The sequence below is a fragment of the Georgenia sp. Z1491 genome (assembly GCF_049856175.1).
Taxonomy (GTDB): domain Bacteria; phylum Actinomycetota; class Actinomycetes; order Actinomycetales; family Actinomycetaceae; genus JB111.
The window spans coordinates 90,368-112,886 of sequence record NZ_JBNDNA010000002.1 but is presented as its reverse complement, the minus strand read 5'-3'; the positions used below and the strand labels follow the sequence as shown (position 1 = coordinate 112,886).

Below are 22,519 nucleotides of genomic sequence, written 5' to 3'. Positions count from 1 at the left end.
CTCCCCTCAGTGGCGCCCGGACCAGTGCGGGCTGTGCATGAGGCCGAGGACGTTGCCGAACGGGTCCACCACCGATGCCGTGACGAACCCGTGCCCGCGCACGATCAGCGGCTCGTGGGTCGTGGCACCGTGCGCGAGCAGGTCGGCCAGGGTGGCCTCGACGTCGTCGACGTGCCAGTACGTGGTCGACGTGCCAGGGCCGCTCGCGCCGGGCGCGTAGGAGCGGTCCATGAGGCCGAGCTCGTCCTCGTCGGGCCCGATCCGGAACTCGACGTAGGCGGCCGGCCCGCTCTCCGGGCGCCGGAAGTAGGGGTCGACGCCGAGGAGATCCGCGTACCAACGTGCTGCGGAGTCGACGTCCTCGGCGGTGAGGACCATCGTGGTGAGGCCGTTGAGCGTGTTCATCGTCGTGCCCTTTCGATCGGTGGGTCGGAGGTGGGTCGGTGGGAGCAGGAGTCGGTGCGTCCTCCTGGGCGGCGTGTGCGGCCCGGGTAGCTGTGGGCGGGTGTCGCGTGGGAGCTGTCCGGATCGTCGTCGTCGGGATTCACGCGTGGGACCCCGCCCGACGTAACCTGACCGCTCGCGGGAGCCGTGGCGACGCCGGGCTCCGCGGGCCTCTAGCTCAATCGGTAGAGCAACGGACTTTTAATCCGTGGGTTGTGGGTTCGAGCCCCACGGGGCCTACTTCCACCACCTCCACGCGCGGGCGCGCGAGCAGGCCGCCAGGTCGACGAGCAGGACCGGGCACGCGCCTCAGTCCAGGCAGAACTCGTTGCCCTCGGGGTCGGCCATGACGATGAAGCCGATGCTCAGAGGTGCCTCGGGCTCGTGCCGCCGGAGCCTGGTCCCGCCGAGTCCGACGAGCCGCTCGCACTCGACCTCGAGGGCCGCCATCCGTTCGTCGTCGCGCAGGTCGGAGGCGGTGCGGACGTCGAGGTGCACGCGGTTCTTGGCCACCTTCTCCTCGGGCACCTGCTGGAAGTAGATACGCGGACCGGCTCCGTCGGGGTCCTCCAGCGCCGATGCGCTGTTGCGCTGGTCCTCGGGAACCCCGGACGCCTCGAGGAACTGATCCCACGCGGCGAGCGGGTCCGCGCCCTCCGGGAGGTCGACGCCCGGCGGGGCGGGGTGGACGTAACCGAGGACGTCGCGCCAGAAGGTCGACAGCGCCCGCGGGTCGCGGGCGTCGAAGGTGATCTGGATCTTCGCGCTCATGACGGCTCCGTCCGGTCGGCGTGGGCGTGCAGGTACAGGTCGCGCAGCAGGGCGACCTCGGCCAGGTGGTGGATGAGCTCGCGGTTGATGTGCAGGACGAGCCGCCCCATCGGGTCCTGCGCGAACGGGCCTTCCGCCTCGCCGCACGGGCGAGCGAGGCCGTCCTCCCCCAGGCTCGCCACGCCGTCGGTCCATCGTGCGTACTCCTCGTCGAGCTGGGCCAGCGCCGCAGCGGCGGTCGGCGCGTACTCGAAGGACTGGTAGTCGGTGGCCGCGCGGCCGAAGTGGGCGGCGTTGCGCATCGCCAGCACGCCGACGATGACGTGGCCGAGGCGCCAGGCGATCGTCGTCATCGGCGCGGGCTCGGGTGGCGGGAACGCGAAGTCGATGGTCATCTCACCTCCGCCGGCCTGGACCGGCGCGGAGCCGGTCCCGCGCGGGCGCACGTTCCAGGCGCCGGGGGTCGGTTCCCAGAAGTACTCGTCGTCGGTGAGCCCGGCGAGGCGTTCGCGGATCTGGTGCTGCCAGTGCCAGTCGGTCTGGTCGCGCAGTGCTCCGTTCCAGGAGGTGTCGGACAGGGTCATCGTCGGCTCGCTCATGGACACACCGTGGCAGGTGACGCGGACAGGATCGTTCCGCGATCGGTGGGAGAGTTCTCGGTATGCGCACCGAGGGGACGACCGAGCGGGTCCTGCGGCTGCTCGGCCTGCTGCAGCACCGCTCGTCTTGGACCGCGGACGAGCTCGCCACCGAGCTCGACGTGACCCCGCGGTCGGTCCGCCGCGACGTCGAGCGGCTGCGGACGCTGGGGTATCCCGTCGAGGCGAGCCCCGGCGTCGGGGGTGGCTACCGGCTGGGGGCCGGGACGCGACTCCCGCCGCTCCTGCTCGACGCCGAGGAGGCGACCGCGACCGCCCTGTCGCTGCGGCTGGCGGCCGGCGGCACGGTCACCGGGGTCGGTGACGCGGCGCTGCGGGCACTGACGAAGCTCGACCAGGTGCTCCCGCCGCGACTGCGTGCGGAGGTCCACGCGCTGTACGACGCGACGGGCACCGTCGTCGGGCCGCAGGCCTCGATCGACGCCGATGTGCTCGTGCGGCTCGCGCGCGCCTGCCACGACTCCGTGCGAGTGCGGTTCCGGTACACGGCGCGCGACGGCGACGAGCGGGAGCGGACCGTCGAACCCGTGCGGATGGTGACGCTCGGCCCGCGCTGGTACCTCATGGCGTACGACGTCGACCGCGCCGACTGGCGGACGTTCCGCCTCGACCGGATGAGCGCGCTCGAGGTGACGACGTGGCGGGTCGCGCCGCGCGAGCACCCGGACCCCGTGGAGTACGTCCAGCGGTCGGTGACCGTGTCGCCGTACCGGTACCTCGCGCGCGTCCGGCTCCGGGCGCCGGCCGACGAGGTGCGGGCCCTGGTGCCGGCCGCCGCAGGCCGGGTCGAGGAGGACACCGACGGGTGGTGCGTCCTGGTCGCCGGCGCGGAGGACCTCGACTGGCTGGCGATCCGGGTGGCGCTGCTCGGTCTCGAGGCGGAGGTGGTCGAGCCGCCCGAGCTGCGGGAGACGGCCGCGCGGCTGGCGGGCGTGCTGGCGGGGATGGCCGGGCGCGGCGACGCACAGGAGCCCGGTACGTCGACGGGAGCCGACGACGAGGCGTGACGCGCGACCTACCTCCCGGCGCGCGCGGCGTGCAGGGCGCGGACCCGCTCGGCGAGCTCGTCGTCGGGGCCGTCGACGTCGGCGCCCGGCACCACCGCCCTGATCGGCAGGCCCGCGACCGGGGAGTCCGGCAGGCCGAGCTCGGCGGCCCAGCGCGTCAGCTGCTCCCCCGACGACGCGTAGACGATCCGCCCGAGTCCCGCCCAGCCGTGCGCGGCCGAGCACATCGCGCAGTGCTCCCCGGAGGTGTAGACGACGCACCGTGCCCGGACGGCCGGCTCGAGGCTCCGGGCCGCCCACTGCGCGATCGCCAGCTCGGGATGCCGCGTGCCGTCGCCGCCGGAGACCTGGTTGTGGTCCTCGAGCAGGACGTCGCCGTCGGGAGAGACGAGGACGGAGCCGAACGGCTCGTCGCCGGCGGCGAGCGCCCGCTCGGCCAGCTCCACGGCACGGACGAGGAACCTGCGGTCGGTATCGGTGATCATCGCTGCATCCTGCCCGACGACGCCGCACCCCCGCCCCGGGCCGCCGTCTCGGCCGCGGCCCACAGGTCCGCGACGATCCGCTGCGCGGGCCCGCTGGGCGCCTCCCGCCAGCCCTGTCCGGTCCACAGCGGGATGAACCGGGTGTCCCCGGCCGCTCCCCCGGCCTGCCTGATCGGCCAGGTCACGTGGTTGAGCGCGGGGTACGCGGGCGGCGCGACGGCGTCGTAGCGGCGCACCAGCTCGTTGACGAGCGAGCGCGCGGGACGGCCGGTGAAGGCGCGCGTCACGGCGGTGGTGGTGAGCGCCGGGTCGCGCAGGGCGGCGCGGTGGCCGGGCGAGGTGCCGGCCTCGTCGGCGTCGAGCAGCGCGGTGCCCACCTGTGCGGCGTCGGCGACCTCGAGCGCCCGCGCCACGTCCTGCCCCGTGGTCAGCCCGCCCGCCGCGATGAGCGGCAGCTCGACGGCGCGGCGCACGGCGCGCAGCAGCTCGCCCAGCGGCACGTCACCCGGGGTGTCGGCGACGGCGAACGTCGAGCGGTGCCCGCCCGCCTCCGGGCCCTGGACGACGAGCACGTCCGCGCCCGCCTCCACCGCGGTCACGGCGTCGTCGGTCGAGGTGACCGTCGCCCACACGGCGGTGCCGACGTCGCGGAACCGGCGAAAAGTCCCTGGAGCGGGCAGGCCGAACGTGAACGAGACGACAGGGACGGGGTCGGCCAGGAGCGCGGCGACCTTGGCGTCGAAGCCGGAGTCGTCCTGCCGGGGCGTGCCGAGCTCATCGATGCCGAGCTCGGCGGCGAGCGGTGCGAGCTCGTCGCGGTAGGCGCGGGCGGCATCGAGGTCGGCGGGCAGAGCGTCGGGGACGAAGAGGTTGACGCCGAACCGGCGTGCCCCGAGCTCGCGGACCCGGCGGACCTGCTCGAGCAGCGCGTCAGCGCTGCCATAACCGGAGGCGAGGAAGCCGGCGCCGCCGGCACGCTCGACGGCGTGGACGAGCTCCGGAGTCGACGGCCCACCCGCCATGGGCGCGCCGATGATCGGGACGGCGAGGTCGGCGAGGGAGGGGCGGTCGGAACCGGCACGGCCGGCAGGGGCGGGCACGCTTCGACCCTAGCGACCGCACCGACAGGCGGACCGGCACCACGATCCGCCCACGCGGCCGTGGTCCGGGGACGGGCTGCTCACCTGCCGAGCTGCTCTGTCAGATCGACGATCCGCGCACCCGGGCCCGCGCGTGCGAGCTCCTCGACCACCGTGAGCGCCAGGGCCCCGGGATCCTGCGTCGCGGAGGTACCCTCCGGGGCGCCGCCGACCGCCGGCCCGGGGGCCCAGACGAGGGTGATGTCGTTGCGCTCGCCGCAGCGTCGGCACACCCCCTCCCAGTCCTCGAGAGCTGCGCCCGACGCCGTGGTGCCGAGCGCGGCGATCCGCGCCCCCGACCCGCCCGACTCGGCGAGACCGAGCACCGCGCTGGCTCCCGGGGCCGTGTCCAGCAGCGCGATCGCCGATCGCACCGACCTCAGCCAGCCGACGTCGACCGAGAGCAGGTGCGGCCGGGCACCGCGGTCCACCAGGACGTCCGCAAGCGTGAGGTCGGTCGGCCCGCCGTCGCCGAGCACGGCCACGATTGGCTTGAGCACGTTCACGTCGTCCGCCTCCTTGTCATGGATCGAGCCACATCGCCGCCGGCCTTCGGGTGGGGCGTACCCACGGGTGCGGCATCCATGCATCCGGCGAGCCACACCGGTGAGGTTCGCCGATAGGATCGGGGGGCGTGAGCGACGAGGGTGCGGGCACCCGCGTCGAACTGTGCCGCCGACCGCCGCAGGCGCGACCGGCGTGGCCGATGGAGGTGCGGCGATGGACGAGGACCCCGCGGGCGACGACTTCTTCTCCCGCATGGCGCTGGACCTGCACTCCGGGTCCGGTGGCGGCAGCGAGCAGGCTGTCGAACACGTGGCGGAGTACGCGCGTGCTGCCGTGGTCTGCGACGGTGCCGGGATCATGCGGTCCCACGCCCGCGGCCTGCTCGCGACCGCCGCGGCCACGTCGCCGAGCGTGGCCGAGGCCCATCACCTCCAGCTGGTGCACGGCGAGGGGCCCTGCATCGACGCCGTCACCGACGTGGGCAGCGGCACGTACGTGTCGGGCGACGTCCGGGCCGACGCGCGATACCCCGCCTGGGGGCCGGCGGTGGCGGACCTCGGGTTCACGAGCGTGCTCAGCGTGGCGCTGCGGACGCACGAGCGCGGGTACGGCTCGCTCAACCTCTACGCGGCCGGGCGGGACGCGTTCACGCGGGCCGACCTCGAGGTGGCCCACGTCTTCGCCCGGCACGCCTCGGTCGCCATCGCCTCGGCGCACGAGCAGGAGGGTCTGCAGACGGCCGTCGACGCCCGCAAGCTCGTCGGCCAGGCGCAGGGCATCCTCATGGAGCGGTTCGACCTCGATGCGGACCAGGCGTTCGCGTTCCTCAGGCGGCACTCGCAGGACCACAACATCAAGCTCCACGCCGTCGCCGAGTGGGTGGTCGCCAACCGGCGCACGCACCGCACGCCCCCGAGCGACGTCGGTACCGGCGCGGGTTGAGCGGTCATCCGCGAGGAGCACCGCGCGACCGCTGCGTCCCGCCCCGCTGCCTCGCCGACACGAACGCCTCGTCGGTGACCACGTGGTGGAGCCGCCCGAGGAGCTCGATCTGCTCCCGCGCACGCCCGGCGAGCACCTCGAACATCGGCTCGGGCAGTCCGAGCTCGCCCGCGAGCCGGGCGAGCACCTCCCAGACCCCGAGCTTGCCAACGACGGCGCTGCGCATGAGCTCGGTCTCCAGCACCGGCGTCATGGGCGAGTCCGTGAGACGACCGTTGAGCTTGAGCCGGCCGATCCGCTCTGCCACGGTCGCCGTCACCTGGCGGTGCGCACGCGGTCGGAGGTCGAGCGTGCGCAGGAGATCGGTGAGGAGCAGGCGCTCGGACTCGATCTGCTCCGCCAGGGTCGCCAGCTCGGGCCCCAGGTCGGTCCCGGCGTAGGCGTCCGCCATGCGGCGCGCCCGTCCGGTGCCCGCGGTCGCGCCGGTGAGGTAGAGGCCGAGCAGCTCCCGGTCGAGGGTGGACGGCACCCGGTGGGCGGTGGGCTCCTCGTCGGCACCCTGCGCGTGGAACCGCAGCGCGCTCCCGGGCGGGACGGCGTCGGTCGGCCAGCGGCGCGCGGGTCGCACGGGCGGGCTCGGTGCCCCGACGCCGTCGGCCATGCCGCCGAGCAGTCCCCGCAGGGCCTCCGCCGCGTCGTGCCGGGGCCGCCAGCCGAGCTCGGTGCACAGGCGTGACGGGTCCATGACCGGCACGGCCATGCCCATGTCGAGCCACCCGGCGTCGGCCGCCGATGCGCGGACCTCCCACGCGAGGGAGAGCACTCGTCGCAGCAGGCCGCGCGGCACGGTGAGGACCCGACCGTGGTCGAGGACGCCCGCGAGGTCCGCGCCGGTGAGCACCGGCTCCGCGGCGATGTTGAAGGCGCCCGAGGCCCGGTCGAGGACGACCCGCACGTAGGCGTCGGCGGCGTCCTCCGGGTGGACCACCTGCAGGCGCAGGCCGGCGGGTAGCGGCACGAGCGGGAGCCGCCCGGGCCGGAGCATGCCGGGCGGGACGAACGGTCCGAGGAAGTAGCGCCGGATCTCGGAGGCCGGCTCGCCGCCGAGGAGCAGCGCCGGTCGCAGCCGGGCGATCGTCAGGTCCGGGTGCCGACGTGCGTACTCGTCGAGCACGCGCTCCTGGGCGGCCTTGTCGACCGAGTAGTGCGAGGTCCGGATGCCCTCGGTCGGCCAGGACTCGTCGCGCGGCTCGTCGTCGTCGACCGGGGAGTAGGCCCCCACCGAGGAGGCGACGACGAGGTGCGGCACGCCCGCCCGGACGACCGCCTCCGCGACTCGCGCGGTGCCGCCGACGTTGGCGCGCCGCAGGAGGTCGCGCTCCCGGTTGGGCTGGATGAGCCAGGCGAGGTGCACGACGGCGTCCGCTCCGCGCAGCGCCCGCGCGAGCCGGTCGATCACGGCGTCCTCGTGCGCGGGCTCGCGGGCCGGCACCGCAAGGTCGAGGCGGTGCCAGGTGGCCGACGCGTACGGCTGGGCCGACGTGTCCGGCAGGCGCCGCGACACCCCGACGATCTCGTCCACCCGCGGGGACGCGGCCAGCGCACGCAGGACCGCGGTGCCGGCGTTCCCGGACGCGCCGACGACGGCGACCCTCACGAGGCTCCGTCCCGCTCGTCGTTCCTCCGGTCAGACATGGCCTGCCACCTCTCGAGTCGTGTCTCGTCGTGCCGGGTCGTGCGCCCCGATGCCGTCGCTGGTCCGCGGCGTCCGGGTCAGCCGCCTGGGATCTCGGTGGAGGTAGGTGGAGACGATGCCGCACCCTGCGCCCGCCGGCACGGTCCGGGCGCGAAATTCAATCTCGCGCGTGGAGTCGCACAGGACGGCGGCCAGGGTGGTCGGCCAGGGCCTGAGGGACTCCAGCACCGCGGCGCGCGCCGTGTCCCGGGCGCTCGGCGTGACGAGCGCCGTCACGGGCCGATCATCCCTCCGGTGACGCCCAGCGTCTCGCCGACGACGTAGCTCGACTCGGAGGACGCCAGGAGGACGAAGGCCGGGGCCACCTCGGTCGGCTGGCCGGCGCGCCCCAGCGGCGTGCTCCTTCCGAACTCGGGCAGCTGGTCGGTAATGCGGCGGGTGTCGGCCCTCATGCGGTGCTCCCCCGGGGTCGTGGTGCTGTCGTGGCCCGTACGGGCGCACCGGGCAGGTACCCGACGCGCACGAGCCGAAACCCGCGGACCGCCCGGCGGCCGGCCCGCCGTCCACGCGGCGGTCCAGGCGCCGGTGCCGGCACCGGCGACAGGCCCGGCCGATTGACAGGAGTCCCGCCCTGGGATTGGGTGAAGATCTGGTGACGCAGCCGCCAGGACGCGCACGTTCATCTCGGAGGACTTCCGTGAACGTACGACCGACGACTGCGCACGACGCAGTCGATGACGACACAGTGACCGAGCATCTCGGGCTCGCCCGGGCGCTCGCCCGCCGCTTCCGCGGACGGGGCTCCGAGGTCGAGGACCTCGAGCAGGTGGCCTACCTGGGACTGGTCAAGGCCGCCAGGGGCCACGACCCGACCCGGGGCGCCCTGGCGCCGTACGCCACCGCCACCATCCTCGGCGAGCTCAAGCGCCACTTCCGGGACGGCGGATGGATGGTGCGGCCGCCTCGGGCGGTGCAGGAGCTGCAGCTCGAGATCCGGCGCCTCGCCGACGAGCACGTGCAGCGGGACGGCAGCCCGCCGTCCGACGCCGACGTCGCCCACGAGCTGGGCCGGGACCTGGCGGACATCCGCGAGGCGCGGGCCGCCGTCGGCTGCTACACGCCGGAGTCGATCGATGCCCGCGTGGGGCCGGACGAACGACCGCTGGCCGAGAGGCTTCCCGCGGACGACGACGGCACGTTCGAGCGGATCGACGACCTGGCGAGCCTGCGGCCGCTGCGCCGTCTCCTGCGCGGGGCCGACCGCGCCCTCCTGCACATGCGGTTCGTCGAGGACCGCACCCAGCAGGACATCGCCGACGAGCTCGGTATCAGCCAGATGCAGGTCTCGCGCCGCCTCGGCCGGGTGATCGCCACGCTGCAGCTCGCTGCAGGCACGCCCGGCGGGACGTCCCGCCGGAGCCCGGCGCCGCCGACGAGCGCCACCACCGCCACGCCCAGCACGCACGCCGCCTGAACGCGGCTGACGTGCCCGATGCTGAGGAGCTACCGATGTCTGAGCTGTCCCGTCTTCCCCGCCCGCTGCTCGAGGAATGGAGCTGGCAGTTCGAGGGTGCGTGCCGCGCGTACGACCCGGACGACTTCTTCCACCCCGAAGGCGAACGAGGCGGCGTCCGCCAGCGCCGCGACGCGGCTGCCAAGGCCGTGTGCCGGACCTGTCCCGTGCTGGAGGCGTGCCGCGAGCACGCCCTCACCGTCCGCGAGCCCTACGGCGTCTGGGGCGGCATGAGCGCGGACGATCGTGCGGCCGCGTACCAAGCGGAGCGCAGGGCCGGTTGACCCGCGGCCGGGGGCCGGCACCTGCACGGCGTCACGCAGGTTCGCTCGCGGCGGGCCGCCGGCCCGTGCATGCTCCGCCCGTCTCCGGGTACACGACCGCCAGTGCCGTCGACGGCGGTGCACCGACGAGGAGGAGGCCCGCATGCGCGCACTGACCTGGCAGGGACCCGAGAACGTCCGCGTCGACGATGTCCCCGACCCGAAGATCCTCGAGCCGACCGACGCGATCATCGAGGTGACGTCGACCGCCGTGTGCGGCTCCGACCTCCACCTCTACAGCGTCCTGGGAGCCTTCATCGACCCCGGGGACGTTCTCGGTCACGAGACGATGGGAGTCGTGCGTGAGGTCGGTGCCGACGTCACCGACGTCTCGGTGGGCGACCGGGTGGTCGTCCCGTTCCCCATCGCCTGCGGCGTCTGCCGGATGTGCTCCCGCGGGCTGCACAGCCAGTGCGAGACGACCCAGGTGCGCGAGTACGGGTCCGGGGCGGCGCTGTTCGGCTACACGAAGCTCTACGGGCAGGTGCCCGGCGGCCAGGCGCAGTACCTGCGGGTGCCCCACGCGCAGGCCGGCCTCATCACGGTGCCGGACGACGACGAGCCGGACGAGCGGTACCTCTACCTGTCCGACGTCCTGCCCACCGCGTGGCAGGGCGTCCGCTACGCCGACGTCGAGCCCGGCTCCTCTGTGGCCGTGCTCGGCCTGGGGCCGGTCGGCCAGATGGCGGCCCGCGTCGCCCGGTTCTTGGGCGCCGGGCAGGTCATCGGGGTCGACCGGGTGCCCGAGCGCCTCGCGATGGCGGCGCGCCACGACGTACAGGTCCTCGACTCGCGGGAGGCGGACGACGTGCCGGAGCGGATCCGCGACCTCACCGACGGACGCGGGCCGGACGCGGTGATCGACGCCGTGGGGATGGAGGCGCACGGCTCCCCTCTCGCCGGGGCGGCCCACCGGGTGATGGCGAAGCTGCCGGACGACGTGGCCGGTCCGATGATGACGCACGCCGGCATCGACCGGCTCGCGGCGCTCCGTACCGCGATCAGCTCGGTGCGCCGCGGCGGGACGGTGTCGATCTCCGGCGTGTACGGCGGCGCGAAGGATCCGCTCCCCCTGCTGGAGATGTTCGACAAGCACCTCACGCTGCGCATGGGGCAGGCGAACGTCCACCGCTGGGTCGAGGACCTGCTGCCTCTCGTCATGGATCGCGAGGATCCGCTCGGCGCCCTCGACCTGCGCACGCACCGGCTGGACCTCGAGGAGGCGCCGGCCGCCTACGAGATGTTCCAGAAGAAGGAGGACGGCTGCATCAAGGTCGTCCTCGACCCCCGCACCTGACGAGGGCACGGTGCGCCCCCCGCCGACGGGCCGTCGCGCGACCCGACGGCGCGCCGGCGTCGGCCCCCCGGGATCCATCCCACAGGTTTACCGTTCGAACGGGTGGGTACGGGCACCGTAGGCACGACCTCCGGCAGGACACGACGGGAGAGGGACGGACATGGCCATCTGCTCGATGTGCGGGAACAGCTACGACAAGAGCTTCCGGATCACCACCCACGACGGGCGGTCCGCGGACTTCGACTCGTTCGAGTGCGCCATCCATGCGGTGGCGCCGACCTGCGCCCACTGCGGGTGCCGGATCATCGGCCACGGCGTCGACGTCGACGGCACCTCGTACTGCTGCAGCCACTGCGCCCGCCAGGTCACCGCCGCCGACCTCACCGACAGCGCCTGATCCCGGACGCCCAGCACGCGCACCATGGCTCGCTCGAAGGACCGCGAGGCCGTCCGGATCGACGGACGGGAGGTCCGCCTGTCGCACCCCGACAAGGTGATGTACCCCGAGACGGGGACGACGAAGCGTGACCTCGTGGACTACGTGGTCGCCATGGCGGAGCTGATCGGTCGGCACGCCGGCGGTCGGCCCGCCACACGGAAGCGGTGGCCCGACGGGGTCGGGACGACGGCGGAACCCGGTCAGTCGTTCTTCGCCAAGGACCTCGAGGGGCACGCGCCGGACTGGGTCGCCAGGCGCGACCAGCAGCACGCCGACCACGTCAACACCTACCCCCTCGCCGACGACGCCGCGACGCTCGCGTGGTTCGTCCAGATGGGCACGCTCGAGATCCACGTGCCCCAGTGGCGGTTCGGCCCCGGCGAGAAGGAGGAGCTCGCTCCCGACCGCCTCGTGCTCGACCTGGACCCCGGCGAGGGCGCGGGTCTGGCCGAGTGTGTCGAGGTCGCCCGCCTGCTCCGCCCCGAGCTTGAGGAGAGGGGCCTGACCTCGGTCCCGGTCACCAGCGGGAGCAAGGGACTGCACCTGTATGCGGGGCTCGACGGCCACGTCACGGGCGACGACGTCGCCGAGACCATGGAGGACCTGGCCCAGGCCCTGGAGGGCGAACGTCCCGAGCTCGTGGTCTCGACGATCCGTCGGGACGTACGCCGCGGGCGGGTGCTCATCGACTGGAGCCAGAACCGTGCCGCGCGCACGACCGTCGCGCCCTACTCCCCGCGCGGCCGGGGACTGCCGACCGTGGCGGTGCCACGCGTGTGGTACGAGCTCGACGATCCGGACCTGCGCCAGCTGACGATCGACGAGGTGCTCGCGCGGATGCGCGGGACGCAGGATCCGCTGGCGGCCATCGCCCCGCTCCCGGACGGAGCGGGCAGCGTCGGCGGGGCACGGCTCCCGGTGCGCGCGGCCGGGGCGAGCGCACGGTCCACGCGCAGGACGCCTGACGAGTCATCGAGAAGAGGAGACGGCACCATGCCCCAGAAGGACACCCCGCCGAGCATCAAGAACCCCGAGATGTACGAGGAGCTCCGCGACGACGGGGCGTCGAAGGAGAAGGCCGCCCGCATCTCCAACGCCGCGGCCAACGAGGGCAGGAAGAGGGTCGGGGCGCGCGGCGGCGAGGCCGGCAGCTACGACGACTGGACCGTCGACGAGCTGAAGGACCGCGCCAAGGAGCTCGGCATCACCGGCTACTCGGACAAGAAGAAGGACGAGCTCGTCGACATGCTCCGGAACCACTGAGTCCGCCGGGGCGCTCCGGCGCGGTCGACGACCCGGAGAGTCTGGAGGGGCCGGACAGACCGGAGGGGCCGGCCACCTGCAGTTCGGTGGCCGGCCCCTCCGGGCCGTGCTGGTCGGGCGGCTGAGCGCCCGAGCGTGTCGGGCACCTGACGGCACCCGGTGCGTTCGCCCCGTGGGTCAGCGCGCTGCGCGGGCCCCGCGGCCACGGACCGCGATGAAGATCGTGATGAGAATGATCGCGAGCACGATGCCCACGATCCAGGTGACGATCGTCGAACCGCCGAAGAGCTGGTCCGCGACCCAACCACCACCGAGGGCGCCGAGCGCCCCGAGGATGATGGTCCACAGGATGCCCAGGTTCTGGTCACCCTTCATGAACAAGCGCGCGAGAGCACCGATGATGGCGCCGACGACGACGAGCGAGATGAAAGACCACATGCTGTGCCTCCTTGTCCGGGACCGTCGGTGGGCGAGGCCCCTGCTGTGACAGCGGTCCAACTCTTGCACCGATGGTGCACAACTGCACGCGCTGACCCACGCGTCGAAGATCACTGTTCTGTCACGGTTGACCCTCTCGGGATCGCCGGGAGAACCCGGGTCGAGCGGTCTGCGGACCCGCAGCCGTCGGCCGCCTCACGCACGAGGGAACGATCGGACCGCTGCCCGACCGGTGAGCGTCTCAGCGCCGCAGGTGTCGGTACGTCGAGACGGCCATCGGCATAAAGATCGCGATGAGCAGCACAGGCCAGACGACGGCCAGGACCGACGCATGCTCGGCGAACCAGGTACCGCCGCTGTCCGAAGGAGCGCCGAGCAGTCCGCGCGCGGTCGTCGCCGTGGCCGAGATGGGGTTGGCGTCGGCGATGGTCGCCAACCACCCGGGCATGGTCGACGTGGCGATGAACACGCTGGAGAAGAACAGCACCGGCCAGACGAGCATGTTGATCGGGGCGAGGGACTCGGGGGTGGCAGCCCTCAGGCCCACGAAGATGCCGGCCCAGAGCATGGCGATCCGCAGCAGGAGCAGGAGACCGAGGGCCGCGAGCGCCTCCATGAGGGTGGTCTCGGGTCGCCATCCGAAGGCCACGCCGGCTCCGACGACGACGACGAGCGAGACCAGGGAGTCCAGCAGGTCCGCGAGGCAACGCCCCCCGACGACGGCGATACCGCTCATCGGCAGGGACCGGAAGCGGTCGGTGATGCCGCGCGAGGAGTCCTGGCAGACCGCGGTCATGGTGCCTTCGAGCCCGAGGAACACGGTCATCGCCAGCACACCGGGCATCACGAAGTCGATGTAGCTGCCGCCCAGGGCGTCGCCGAGCGCGCCTCCCATGAGCCCGAGGAAGAGCGACATGAGGAGGACCGGCCAGAGCCAGTTGAATATTCTCGCGCCGATCATGTGGCGCCAGTGCTGGAGATCGCGACGCGTGATGGTCCAGGTGTCGGCGAGCGCCCGGGCCACGGGCGTGGTCGGACCGTCCGGAGCGGTGGTCAGCCTGCTCGCGCTCGGGTGATCGGTGGTCGTGCTCACGGGGTGGCCTCCTCGGTGACGGCGGTGCCGGCCTGGTTCATGGGAACGAGCGCGGTATGGCCGGTGATCTGCAGGAAGACCTCGTCCAGGCTCGGGGTGCGCAGGGAGAGGTCGGACACGGACAGGCTCGCGTCGCGCAGGGCGGCGGTCGCGCCGATCAACGAGGCGGTGCGGTCGGCCAGCGGCACCCGGACCCGGCCGTGGTCGACCGTGATGTCGCCGCTGGACCATGGGGCCAGCTCCGCGCGGAGTCGCAGCAGGTCGCCGTCGTGCGTGGGGGTGATCTCGAGCCAGTCGTCACCGACCTTGGCCTTGAGCTCGGCCGGGCGGCCTTCCGCCGCCACCCGTCCTCGTCCGAGCATCGAGATGCGGTCGGCGAGCTGGTCGGCCTCCTCGAGGTACTGGGTCGTCAGCAGGACGGTGGTGCCGCCCCTCACCAGCTCCCGGATCGCCTCCCAGACGTCCTGGCGGACCCCGGGGTCGAGGCCCGTCGTCGGCTCGTCGACGAAGAGGATGTCCGGGGCGGTGATGAGGCCGGCGGCCAGGTCGACGCGCCTCCGCATGCCACCGGAGTAGCTCTTCACCTGCCGATCCGCTGCGTCGGCGAGCCCGAACCGGTCCAGCAGCTCTCCCGCGCGGCGGGCCGCGGACGTGGGCCGGTACCGGTTGAGCCGGGCGAACATCACCAGGTTCTGACGGCCGGTCAGCGCTTCGTCGACCGCCGCGATCTGTCCGACGAGTCCGATCCTGGCGCGCACGCGGCCGGCGTCCCGGACGGCGTCGTGCCCGGCGACCACCACCCGGCCGGCATCCGGCGCGAGGAGAGTGGTCATGATCCGCACCGCCGTCGTCTTCCCCGCCCCGTTCGGCCCGAGCAGTCCGTGGACGCTCGCGCGCGCGACCTCGAGGTCCAGGCCGTCGAGGACCGCGGGGCCCCGTGCTCCGCCGAAGGCCTTGCGGACGTCCGTCAAGGCGATCGCCATGTCTGTGCGCACCATCGTCCTCCCTTTTCTGACGCCGTACTGTACGGCGTACGAATTGAGCGTACGCTAGCCTTGCCCGATGCGCACATGGCGTGCGGTCGATCGCACGCCTCCGTCCGGATCAGGAGGATCGTGGCCACTGGCAGGTCGGCGCCCGAGGTCGTCCGCAGCCTCTACCTGCTGTGGGGGCACCACCCGGAGCAGGGCAGGTCCGGGCTCTCGGTGGGGCGCATCGTGCGGGCGGGCGTGCAGCTGGCCGACGCCCAGGGCCTGGCGGCCACCTCCATGAGGAAGGTCGCCGAGGAGCTCGGGGTGAGCACCATGGCGCTGTACCACCACGTCCCCGGCAAGGAGGACCTCACCGCACTCATGACCGACGACGTCTACGGCGAGCTGTACGGCGACGTCGACCACGCACGGCCTGCCGATGACTGGCGCACGGGCCTGCGCGAGGTGGCGGAGCGCAACTGGCAGCTCCTCGAACGCCACCCGTGGTTGCTCGACGTGCACGAGGCCAGGAGCCTGCTCGGACCGAACGCCTCCCGGAAGTACGAGGCGGAGCTGGGGGTCCTCGACGGGATCGGGCTGTCCGACCTGGACATGGAGTCGAGCCTCACCGCGCTCCTCAACATCGTCGAGGGCGCCGCGCGTCACCTCCGCGCCGACCACGCCGCACGCAGCAGCTCGGGTCTGACCGATGCCGAGTGGTGGGCCGTCGTGGCACCGGCGCTCGACCATCTCATGGCCGACGAGGACTACCCCGTCTCGGGGCGGGTCGGCACCAGCGTCGGCACTGCCGCCGACGCCGCGCGCGACCCGCGACGCACGTTCCGCCTCGGGGTCTCGCTCGTCGTCGACGGCGTCGCCGAGCTCATCCGCGCGTCCGGCTCGGACCCGGACGCCCCGGGCTGACGCCGACCCGCGGCTCGGCCAGCCGGCGGTCGGACCAGAGCGCGGCCGCGGCGTGCCCCATGAGCAGCTTGGGGTAGTAGGTCCACGCGAACCAGGGGACGAGCCGAGACCGGCCGATCGCCTGGTCGAGCGCGAGTCCTCCGGCGGTCAGCGCCACGCCGAGGGTGCGGCGTCGTCGGGGGAACCTGCGGATCGCGAGGGTGGCACCCATGAGGTAGCCGTGGTGCAGCGCGGCCCACAGCGGCCCGGGGACGGGCCCCGATCGCCCGCGGTCCAACCACGCCACGAGCGCGGGATGCACGTGCCAGGCCGCGAACGTCAGGTGCTCACGGTCGCCCTGTCCGGGCCGGGCGTACCAGCGAGAACAGGCGAGGGTGTTGTTGACGTAGGCCCCGCCGACGAGATCGGCCGCCAGGACGGCCGACGCCGCGGTGGCGGCTCGGCCGCCACCCCGACCCCGGGCCACCGCGGCTGCCATCAGGGCGCCGCCCGCCGTCGTCGTCGCCGTCAGCGCGTGGTCGAGCCGTGTGGCCTCGGGACCGACGAACCTGCCCCACGCCTCGCGGATCATCGGGCCACCTTACGAGGGAAGAGCACGGCGGCCATCCAGACGGCGAGCGCCACGAACCCGGCGCACCACAGGACGCCGATCCACCACTCGTTCCCGGGGTTCTGGCCGTTGAGCAGGGCTCGGGAGGCGTCGATGATGGGCGTCATCGGCTGGTGCTGAGCGAAGCCCTGCAGCCAGCTCGGCATCGACTCCACCGGCGCGAAGCCCGAGGAGACGTACGGCAGGAACAACAGCATGAACCCGTACCCGCTGGCGGACTCGGCCGAGCCTGCGACCATGCCGAGCACCGCGAAGACCACGGTGATGACGAGGATCCACAGGGCGACCAGGCCGACGGAGCCGAGCAGCTGGAGGAACGACGCGTCGGTACGGAAGCCGACCGCGAGCGCCACGGCGAAGACCACCGCGGTGGCCAGGAGGTTGCGCACCATGGAGGACACCGCGTGCCCCAGCAGCACGGTGACGGACGGGAAGGGCATGGTGCGCAGGCGGTTCATGAATCCGGTCGTCATGTCGTTGCTGACGACCACCGCCGTGTAGGACGCCCCGAACCCGGCGGCCGTGACGACGATCGCCGGCAGCACGTACGAGAGGTAGGCGTCGCTGGAGGTGGTGCCGTCACCGCTCACGTCCATCGCGCCACCCATCACGTAGGTGAAGATCAGCATGAGCATGATCGGCAGGATGACGGCCATGAGGAGCGACTCGGCGTCGCGGAAGGAGTGCTTGAGGCTCCGCACGGAGAAGACCTTGAGCGCGGTGAGGAACCCGGCGCCGGACATCGGCGTGACGGTCCGGCCTGCAAGGGCCTCCGGGGATGCGTGCGCGGTAGCGGGCAGGGTGCCGGTCGTGGTCACGAGGTGACCTCCTTCGTGGTGGTCGCGGGGGTCGCGGCGGTCGAGGGGGACGCGGTGGTCGAGGGCGTCGCGATCCCGGTGAGCTCGAGGAAGACCTCGTCCATGGTCGGGGTGCGCACGGTGATGCCGACGTCGGGTCGGCGGCGGGCGACCTCGGCGACCTCCCGCGCGACGTCGGCGGCGGAGCCCGCGGTGGGCAGGGTCTCCACGATGTGGCCGGCGTCGTCGTGCAGCTGGATGGTCGATCCACCGACGCGTTCCTTGAGCTGGGAGGGGGTGCCGTCGGCGACGATCCCGCCGTCGTTGAGCACCATGATGCGGTCGGCGAGCACGTCGGCCTCCTCCAGGTACTGGGTGGTCAGCACGATGGAGGTTCCGGCGTCGGCCAGGGAGTTGATCTCGTCCCAGAGCGCCTGCCGGCTACGGGTGTCGAGGCCCGTGGTGGGCTCGTCGAGGAAGATCAGCTGCGGCCCGGCGATGAGGCTCACCGCGATGTCGAGCTTGCGCCGCATCCCGCCGGAGTAGGTCGAGGTGCGCCGGCCGCTCGCCCCGGTCAGGTCGAAGCTCTCCAGCAGCTCGTCGGCGCGACGCCGCGCATCCTTGCGGGAGAGCCCGAAGAGCTCACCCATCATCAGCATGTTCTCCATGCCGGACAGCGAACCGTCGACGGCCGCGTACTGGCCGGTCAGGGAGATCAGCCCCTGGAGCCGCTTCCGGTCACGACGCACGTCCATGCCGAGCACGCGCGCCTCGCCGGAGGTGGCCGGGACCAGGGTGGACAGGATGTTGACCAGGGTGGTCTTCCCCGCCCCGTTGGGCCCCAGCAGCGCGTGGATGCCGGGCGGAAGGCTCAGGTCGAGGTCGCTGAGGACCTGGTGCCTGCCATAGCTCTTCGAGAGACCCGAGATCTCGACGAGCGGCACATCTGTGTATGTCATGCACTGAGTGTGCCATACACAGTCTGTGACGTACACAGATGTCGCGCGGAGCGATCCGCTTCACCTCCGCCGGTGGGAGGATGCTCGGCATGACCGACGCCACCGAGACCGGGCTGCCGCGCGCCGTGGCCATCGCCTGGGGCATGCACGAGGTCCCGCAGCGCGGGCCCAGCCGCGGCCTGAGCCACGAGCGGATCGTCGAGGCCGCCATCGAGATCGCCGATGCGGAGGGACTCGCCGCGGTCACCATGCAGGCGGTCACCCGGTCCCTGGGGTTCACCACGATGTCGCTCTACCGGTACGTCTCGGGCAAGGAGGAGCTGCTGTGGCTGATGCAGGACGCCGCGCTCTCCGTGCCGGAGACGCTCGAGCTTCCGTCCGACTGGCAGGAGGCCCTGCGCGACTGGGCGGACATGGTGCGCCACGCCTATCGGGACCACCCCTGGGTGCTCGAGATCCCGCGCGGGCCGATCTCGGTCCTCATGCCCAACAGCATCCGCGCGGCCGACCACGGCCTGGCGGCGATGAAGGACCTGCCGCTGGAGGCCGACGAGAAGATCGGCCTCATCCTGGTGATCTCCCAGCACGTCGCCTCGGTCGTCGAGCTGGAGCAGAACCTGGCCGCCACGGGGAACGTCGCGGTGACGGCCGAAGGGGCCCGGACCCTCGCCGAGGTCGTCACGCCCGAGCGGTTCCCGCACCTGGAGCCGGTGATGCAGTCGGGCAGCTACGTCATCAGCGAGGTCCCCGTGGTCGAGACCGACGAAGGCGTCGAGTCCGAGTACGACCTGGGCCTGGATCTCATCATCGCCGGACTCGAGCAGCGGGTCCGGTCGGCCGAGGAGGACTGAGCCCCGGAGGACCCGGTGCACGACGGCGTCCGGCCCCTGTCCGCGTGTCGACTACGGCGCCGGCCGGCTCGCCCGCCGCCCGGGACTCGGCCGGCTCGCGAGCCCGACGGCGACCGAGACCATGACGAGCCCGGCGATCTCGGCGGCGTTGGGCACCTGGCCGAGCACCACGAGCCCGACGATCAGCGAGGTCACCGGCAGCAGCGAGCTGAGCAGGGCGAACATCGACGCGGTGAGCCGCCTGAAGGCCAGCTGGTCGATGACGTAGGGCACCACGGACGACAGCACCGCCACCCCGACGACGAACGGCAGGAGGTCGGGCGCGAGCAGCGGCCCGGAGCCGGGTATCCCGATCGGCGCGTACATCAGCGCCGCGATCGCCAGGCCGACGGCGAGCGTGTCCGCCCCCGGCACTCGCGCCGCCTGGCGCTGTCCGACCCACATGTAGGTCGCCCACGTGGCACCCGCCAGCAGCGCGTAGATCGTCCCGACGAGCTGGTCGGTGTCGGCGAGGTCCACGCCCAGGCCACCGATCGTCGCCACGCCGGCGAAGGCGAGGACGACCGCCACGCGGTTGAGCCAGCCCCGGCCGCCGATCGCGGCGAGGAGCACGGGGCCGAGGTACTCCAGCGACACGGCGGTCCCGAGCGGCAGCCGGGCGATGGACTCGTAGAACAGCAGGTTCGTGCCGCCGAGCGCCGCCCCGAAGGCCGCGGTCCAGCCGAGCGCCACCCACGGCCGGTCGCGGGGCCATCGGCGCCAGGGCCGCCGCCACGCCACGAGGATGATCGCCGCCAGCAGGATGCGCGCCCAGCCCACGGCGAGGGCCGGCGAGGAGACGAACAGCCCGACGGCGAGACCCGAGCCCACGTAGCTCGACGTCCCCGCGGTGAGGAAGTAGACGGGCGGCGGCACGGAGCCGACGAGTCGGCCCAGCCGGCCCGGGCCACGTCCGGGCGGCCCGCCGCCGGGCGTGCCGTTCGACGTCGCGCCCCCTCCCCGGGCCGTCACGAGAGCAGGCCCGTGGCCGCGACGACCACCGGCACGCTGAGCACGCTGGTGACGAGGGCCGCGCGCCGGGCGAGATCCACGTGCGTGCCGTACCGCATGGCGTAGACGAACACGTTCTGGGCGGTCGGCAGGGCGGCCACCACGACGACACCCAGCAGCACGTCACCCTCCAGCCCGACGACGGGTCCCCCGATGGTCCAGGCGAGCAGCGGGCCGAGGGCCACGCGCAGGACGATCGCGGTCCAGACCACGGCCGCGGGCTCCCGGTCCGGGCCGGCACCCCCGCCGTGGATGGACATGCCGAAGGCGAGCAGGAGCATCGGCACGGTCATGTCGGCGAGCATCCCGACGGGCAGCCCGACGGCGGCCGGCAGGGTGATCCCGGTCAGCGAGAGCGTCAGCCCCGCGAGCACGCCCAGCACGGGTGGTGACGTGATCGGGGAGAGGACGCGTCGCCAGCCCGAGCCGGTCCGCCCGGTGAAGCGGTCGAGCAGGGCGAAGCTCAGCGGCGCGAGGACGAGGAGCTGGAGCATCATCGCGGGGACGACGGGCGCGGCGGTGCCGACGGCGAGGACGAGGATCGGGAGCCCGATGTTCCCGGCGTTGACGTAGGAGGCGCTCAGCGCGCCGACGACGGTGCCCGCGGCGTCGATCCTCAGGACCGTGCGGGCGAGGATCGCGTAGAGCGCCGCGACGAGCAGGGCGGCGACGATCGTGACGACGGCGGCGAGGGACAGGACGTGCGCGACGTCGGCCTCGGCGACCGTGCGGAGCATGAGCATGGGCACGCCGACGTAGAACACCACGGTGCTCAGGGTGTCCGCCCCACCCTTGCCGACGACGCCGATCCGCGCGAGCACGTAGCCCGCGGCGGCGATGAGCGCGAGGCCGAGGAAGCCGGTGACGACGCCGGTCACGACGCTCCGCCGCGGCGCGGGCCGACGACGGTCGCGACGAGCGCGAGGTGGTCGGACACCGGCAGCCGGTGGGTCTCGCCGGTGGTGGTCGCGCCGGCGGCGCCGGGCGGGCCGAGGGCGCCGAGCACGTGGTCGATCTGCCGCCGGGGGGCGTGCGCCGGGAACGTCGACCCGACGCCGAGGGGCGAGAGGCCGGTGACTGCGGCGACGTCGTCGGGGCCGAGGTTGAGGTCGCCGGCGAGGACGTGCGGGCCGGGGAGCGTCCGCAGGCGGCCCGCGACGGCACGGAGCTGCGCGCGGGCGGCGTCGCCGTCGGTGCTCAGGTGCGTGGCGGCGACGGCGAGGGGCCCGCCCGGCGCGTCGATCTCGGCGGCGAGCGCCACCCGGGCCTCGTCACGACGCACGGCGAACGGACCGAGGCGCAGCACGGGCCCGCCGACGGCCAGCGGGTGGGCGCTGCGCAGGACCCGCAGGTCGGCGGGGAAGCCCCACGCGTGCCAGGCCCGCACGGGCAGCCGGCTCAGCAGCGCGACCCCGTAGGCCGGCCGCCAGGCCGTCGGCGCGAACGGGGGCCGGAACCTCGGGCCGCCGCGCGGACCGACCTCGGCGGCGGCGAGGCGCCACCACGGCATCCGCAGCAGGCGCGCGAGGACCCGCGCCTGGTCGACATAGCGGGAGCGCCGCTGGCCGCGGTCGACCTCCTGGAGCGCGACGACGTCGAGCTCCAGGCCTGCGAGCGCCCGCCCCGCGGCGACGAGCGCGCGGTGCGTGGCGGGCAGGCCCGGGTGGGAGTGCGAGTCCGGGCGCGGGTGCGACTCCGGGCGCGGGTGCGAGTCCGGGCGCGGGTGCGAGTCCGGGCGCGGGTCGTCCCCGCGCGACGGCGAGCCGTGCTGGAGGTTGACCGTGGCCACCCGGAGCGGGCGGCCGGCCATCAGGCCGAGGGCTCGGACCCGGCGGGGCCCCCGGGCGCGTCGCCCGCGGGGGCGAAGGACAGCGAGACCGAGTTCATGCAGAAGCGGTCGCCGGTGGGGGTCTGCGGCGCGTCGTCGAAGACGTGCCCGAGGTGCGAGCCGCAGCGCCGGCACCGGACCTCGGTGCGGACCATGCCGAGGGTGCGGTCCTCGATCAGCTCGACGGCGTCGGAGTCCTGCGGGGCGTAGAAGGACGGCCAGCCGCAGTGCGCGTCGAACTTGGTCTCCGAGCGGAAGAGCTCGGCGCCGCAGGCGCGGCACGAGTAGATGCCCTCGCGGTCCTCGTGCAACAGCTCGCCCGTGCCCGGGCGCTCGGTGCCCGCGAGGCGGAGCACCTGGAACTCGGCGGGGTCGAGGATCTCCCGCCACTCCTCGTCGGTCCTGCTGACGGCGTAGTCGCCGGTGGAGGTCGTCATGGGTCCATCGTGCGCCTGTTCCGCGGAAACGTCACGTGCGGTCCAGAGCCGATGACGCACCGCACAACCGTCGAGC

27 protein-coding genes, 1 tRNA gene and 1 pseudogene are annotated in these 22,519 nt (G+C 73.4%); 10 read left to right on the top strand and 19 right to left on the bottom strand.

Annotated features, from left to right (window positions below; all coding sequences use genetic code 11):
* Positions 1 to 6: 6 nt before the first annotated feature.
* A complete protein-coding gene (locus ACPYO4_RS03085; RefSeq protein WP_425707746.1) occupies positions 7 to 405 on the bottom strand; it encodes a VOC family protein in 399 nt (132 codons plus the stop codon).
* 206 nt (positions 406 to 611) lie between these two features.
* On the opposite strand from ACPYO4_RS03085, the gene ACPYO4_RS03080 reads away from it, so the two are divergent.
* A tRNA-Lys gene (locus ACPYO4_RS03080) sits at positions 612 to 684 on the top strand.
* Positions 685 to 753: 69 nt separating this feature from the next.
* On the opposite strand, the gene ACPYO4_RS03075 is transcribed toward ACPYO4_RS03080, so the two are convergent.
* Both ACPYO4_RS03075 and ACPYO4_RS03070 read right to left on the bottom strand, forming a co-directional pair.
* Positions 754 to 1,215: a VOC family protein gene (locus ACPYO4_RS03075; RefSeq protein WP_425707745.1), complete on the bottom strand. Its 462-nt coding sequence runs from the start codon at positions 1,213 to 1,215 to the stop codon at positions 754 to 756.
* Positions 1,212 to 1,814 (bottom strand): DinB family protein, encoded by a 603-nt coding sequence (locus ACPYO4_RS03070; RefSeq protein ID WP_425707744.1) that lies wholly within the window; start codon positions 1,812 to 1,814, stop codon positions 1,212 to 1,214. Before ACPYO4_RS03070 ends, ACPYO4_RS03075 begins: the two co-directional genes overlap by 4 nt.
* A gap of 62 nt (positions 1,815 to 1,876) precedes the next feature.
* On the opposite strand from ACPYO4_RS03070, the gene ACPYO4_RS03065 reads away from it, so the two are divergent.
* On the top strand, positions 1,877 to 2,881 hold the full coding sequence (locus ACPYO4_RS03065; RefSeq protein ID WP_425707743.1) for a helix-turn-helix transcriptional regulator: 1,005 nt from the start codon (positions 1,877 to 1,879) through the stop codon (positions 2,879 to 2,881).
* 8 nt (positions 2,882 to 2,889) lie between these two features.
* On the opposite strand, the gene ACPYO4_RS03060 is transcribed toward ACPYO4_RS03065, so the two are convergent.
* The 3 genes from ACPYO4_RS03060 to ACPYO4_RS03050 form a co-directional block, all read right to left on the bottom strand.
* A complete protein-coding gene (locus tag ACPYO4_RS03060; RefSeq protein ID WP_425707742.1) occupies positions 2,890 to 3,366 on the bottom strand; it encodes a nucleoside deaminase in 477 nt (158 codons plus the stop codon).
* On the bottom strand, positions 3,363 to 4,466 hold the full coding sequence (locus ACPYO4_RS03055) for an NAD(P)H-dependent flavin oxidoreductase (RefSeq protein ID WP_425707741.1): 1,104 nt from the start codon (positions 4,464 to 4,466) through the stop codon (positions 3,363 to 3,365). Before ACPYO4_RS03055 ends, ACPYO4_RS03060 begins: the two co-directional genes overlap by 4 nt.
* 80 nt (positions 4,467 to 4,546) lie before the next feature.
* Positions 4,547 to 5,011, bottom strand: coding sequence for a hypothetical protein (locus ACPYO4_RS03050; protein ID WP_425707740.1), 465 nt, complete (start codon positions 5,009 to 5,011; stop codon positions 4,547 to 4,549).
* Positions 5,012 to 5,225: 214 nt separating this feature from the next.
* Here ACPYO4_RS03050 and ACPYO4_RS03045 point away from each other — a divergent pair, with 214 nt between their 5' ends.
* Positions 5,226 to 5,954, top strand: a complete 729-nt coding sequence (locus ACPYO4_RS03045; protein ID WP_425707739.1) for a GAF and ANTAR domain-containing protein — start codon at positions 5,226 to 5,228, stop codon at positions 5,952 to 5,954.
* Positions 5,955 to 5,958: 4 nt separating this feature from the next.
* Here the strand turns inward: ACPYO4_RS03045 and ACPYO4_RS03040 are convergent, their stop codons facing one another.
* The 3 genes and pseudogenes from ACPYO4_RS03040 to ACPYO4_RS03030 form a co-directional block, all read right to left on the bottom strand.
* A complete protein-coding gene (locus tag ACPYO4_RS03040; protein ID WP_425707738.1) occupies positions 5,959 to 7,611 on the bottom strand; it encodes an NAD-dependent epimerase/dehydratase family protein in 1,653 nt (550 codons plus the stop codon).
* 30 nt (positions 7,612 to 7,641) lie between these two features.
* Complete coding sequence (locus ACPYO4_RS03035) at positions 7,642 to 7,926, bottom strand: hypothetical protein (RefSeq protein WP_425707737.1); 285 nt, start codon at positions 7,924 to 7,926, stop codon at positions 7,642 to 7,644.
* Positions 7,923 to 8,078, bottom strand: a pseudogene (locus ACPYO4_RS03030) (SDR family oxidoreductase); the annotation flags it as partial. The pseudogene ACPYO4_RS03030 and the gene ACPYO4_RS03035, both read right to left, overlap by 4 nt.
* Before the next feature lie 317 nt (positions 8,079 to 8,395).
* Here ACPYO4_RS03030 and ACPYO4_RS03025 point away from each other — a divergent pair.
* The 5 genes from ACPYO4_RS03025 to ligD all read left to right on the top strand — a co-directional run bounded on the left by ACPYO4_RS03025 (position 8,396) and on the right by ligD (position 12,485).
* Positions 8,396 to 9,124 carry a sigma-70 family RNA polymerase sigma factor gene (locus ACPYO4_RS03025; protein ID WP_425707736.1) on the top strand — a complete coding sequence of 243 codons (729 nt, stop codon included), beginning with the start codon at positions 8,396 to 8,398 and terminating at the stop codon, positions 9,122 to 9,124.
* 35 nt (positions 9,125 to 9,159) lie between these two features.
* Complete coding sequence (locus tag ACPYO4_RS03020) at positions 9,160 to 9,447, top strand: WhiB family transcriptional regulator (RefSeq protein ID WP_425707735.1); 288 nt, start codon at positions 9,160 to 9,162, stop codon at positions 9,445 to 9,447.
* Positions 9,448 to 9,589: 142 nt separating this feature from the next.
* A complete protein-coding gene (locus ACPYO4_RS03015; RefSeq protein WP_425707734.1) occupies positions 9,590 to 10,783 on the top strand; it encodes a zinc-dependent alcohol dehydrogenase in 1,194 nt (397 codons plus the stop codon).
* Positions 10,784 to 10,943: 160 nt separating this feature from the next.
* Positions 10,944 to 11,180 carry a hypothetical protein gene (locus ACPYO4_RS03010; RefSeq protein ID WP_425707733.1) on the top strand — a complete coding sequence of 79 codons (237 nt, stop codon included), beginning with the start codon at positions 10,944 to 10,946 and terminating at the stop codon, positions 11,178 to 11,180.
* A 24-nt stretch (positions 11,181 to 11,204) separates the two neighbouring features.
* The gene (gene ligD / locus ACPYO4_RS03005) at positions 11,205 to 12,485 is read left to right on the top strand and encodes a non-homologous end-joining DNA ligase (RefSeq protein ID WP_425707732.1); all 1,281 of its coding nucleotides are present in this window, start codon (positions 11,205 to 11,207) and stop codon (positions 12,483 to 12,485) included.
* A 177-nt stretch (positions 12,486 to 12,662) separates the two neighbouring features.
* Here ligD and ACPYO4_RS03000 read toward each other — a convergent pair whose 3' ends face one another.
* The 3 genes from ACPYO4_RS03000 to ACPYO4_RS02990 all read right to left on the bottom strand — a co-directional run bounded on the left by ACPYO4_RS03000 (position 12,663) and on the right by ACPYO4_RS02990 (position 15,014).
* Positions 12,663 to 12,923 carry a GlsB/YeaQ/YmgE family stress response membrane protein gene (locus ACPYO4_RS03000; RefSeq protein WP_425707731.1) on the bottom strand — a complete coding sequence of 87 codons (261 nt, stop codon included), beginning with the start codon at positions 12,921 to 12,923 and terminating at the stop codon, positions 12,663 to 12,665.
* Between the two features lie 241 nt (positions 12,924 to 13,164).
* A complete protein-coding gene (locus ACPYO4_RS02995; RefSeq protein ID WP_425707730.1) occupies positions 13,165 to 14,016 on the bottom strand; it encodes an ABC transporter permease in 852 nt (283 codons plus the stop codon).
* A complete protein-coding gene (locus ACPYO4_RS02990; protein WP_425707729.1) occupies positions 14,013 to 15,014 on the bottom strand; it encodes an ATP-binding cassette domain-containing protein in 1,002 nt (333 codons plus the stop codon). The genes ACPYO4_RS02995 and ACPYO4_RS02990 overlap by 4 nt, the downstream gene beginning before the upstream one ends.
* A gap of 117 nt (positions 15,015 to 15,131) precedes the next feature.
* On the opposite strand from ACPYO4_RS02990, the gene ACPYO4_RS02985 reads away from it, so the two are divergent.
* Complete coding sequence (locus ACPYO4_RS02985) at positions 15,132 to 15,911, top strand: TetR/AcrR family transcriptional regulator (RefSeq protein ID WP_425707728.1); 780 nt, start codon at positions 15,132 to 15,134, stop codon at positions 15,909 to 15,911.
* Here the strand turns inward: ACPYO4_RS02985 and ACPYO4_RS02980 are convergent.
* The 3 genes from ACPYO4_RS02980 to ACPYO4_RS02970 are packed head-to-tail and all read right to left on the bottom strand — an operon-like array spanning position 15,871 to position 18,277.
* Positions 15,871 to 16,482 carry a hypothetical protein gene (locus ACPYO4_RS02980; protein WP_425707727.1) on the bottom strand — a complete coding sequence of 204 codons (612 nt, stop codon included), beginning with the start codon at positions 16,480 to 16,482 and terminating at the stop codon, positions 15,871 to 15,873. The genes ACPYO4_RS02985 and ACPYO4_RS02980 overlap by 41 nt on opposite strands.
* Positions 16,479 to 17,339, bottom strand: a complete 861-nt coding sequence (locus tag ACPYO4_RS02975; protein WP_425707726.1) for an ABC transporter permease — start codon at positions 17,337 to 17,339, stop codon at positions 16,479 to 16,481. The genes ACPYO4_RS02980 and ACPYO4_RS02975 overlap by 4 nt, the downstream gene beginning before the upstream one ends.
* Positions 17,336 to 18,277, bottom strand: a complete 942-nt coding sequence (locus ACPYO4_RS02970; protein WP_425707725.1) for an ABC transporter ATP-binding protein — start codon at positions 18,275 to 18,277, stop codon at positions 17,336 to 17,338. Before ACPYO4_RS02970 ends, ACPYO4_RS02975 begins: the two co-directional genes overlap by 4 nt.
* Before the next feature lie 89 nt (positions 18,278 to 18,366).
* Between ACPYO4_RS02970 and ACPYO4_RS02965 the strand changes: the two genes are divergently transcribed.
* The gene (locus ACPYO4_RS02965; RefSeq protein WP_425707724.1) at positions 18,367 to 19,128 is read left to right on the top strand and encodes a TetR/AcrR family transcriptional regulator; all 762 of its coding nucleotides are present in this window, start codon (positions 18,367 to 18,369) and stop codon (positions 19,126 to 19,128) included.
* A gap of 51 nt (positions 19,129 to 19,179) precedes the next feature.
* Here ACPYO4_RS02965 and ACPYO4_RS02960 read toward each other — a convergent pair whose 3' ends face one another.
* Genes ACPYO4_RS02960 through msrB form a run of 4 tightly spaced genes read right to left on the bottom strand, consistent with a single transcriptional unit; the run spans position 19,180 to position 22,443 of the window.
* Entirely contained in the window at positions 19,180 to 20,139 is a 960-nt protein-coding gene (locus ACPYO4_RS02960; RefSeq protein WP_425707723.1) for an EamA family transporter, read from the bottom strand.
* Complete coding sequence (locus ACPYO4_RS02955) at positions 20,136 to 21,056, bottom strand: AEC family transporter (RefSeq protein WP_425707722.1); 921 nt, start codon at positions 21,054 to 21,056, stop codon at positions 20,136 to 20,138. The genes ACPYO4_RS02960 and ACPYO4_RS02955 overlap by 4 nt, the downstream gene beginning before the upstream one ends.
* Positions 21,053 to 21,988, bottom strand: a complete 936-nt coding sequence (locus tag ACPYO4_RS02950) for an endonuclease/exonuclease/phosphatase family protein (protein ID WP_425707721.1) — start codon at positions 21,986 to 21,988, stop codon at positions 21,053 to 21,055. Before ACPYO4_RS02950 ends, ACPYO4_RS02955 begins: the two co-directional genes overlap by 4 nt.
* Positions 21,988 to 22,443: a peptide-methionine (R)-S-oxide reductase MsrB gene (msrB, locus tag ACPYO4_RS02945; RefSeq protein WP_425707720.1), complete on the bottom strand. Its 456-nt coding sequence runs from the start codon at positions 22,441 to 22,443 to the stop codon at positions 21,988 to 21,990. Before msrB ends, ACPYO4_RS02950 begins: the two co-directional genes overlap by 1 nt.
* Between the last annotated feature and the right edge of the window lie 76 nt (positions 22,444 to 22,519).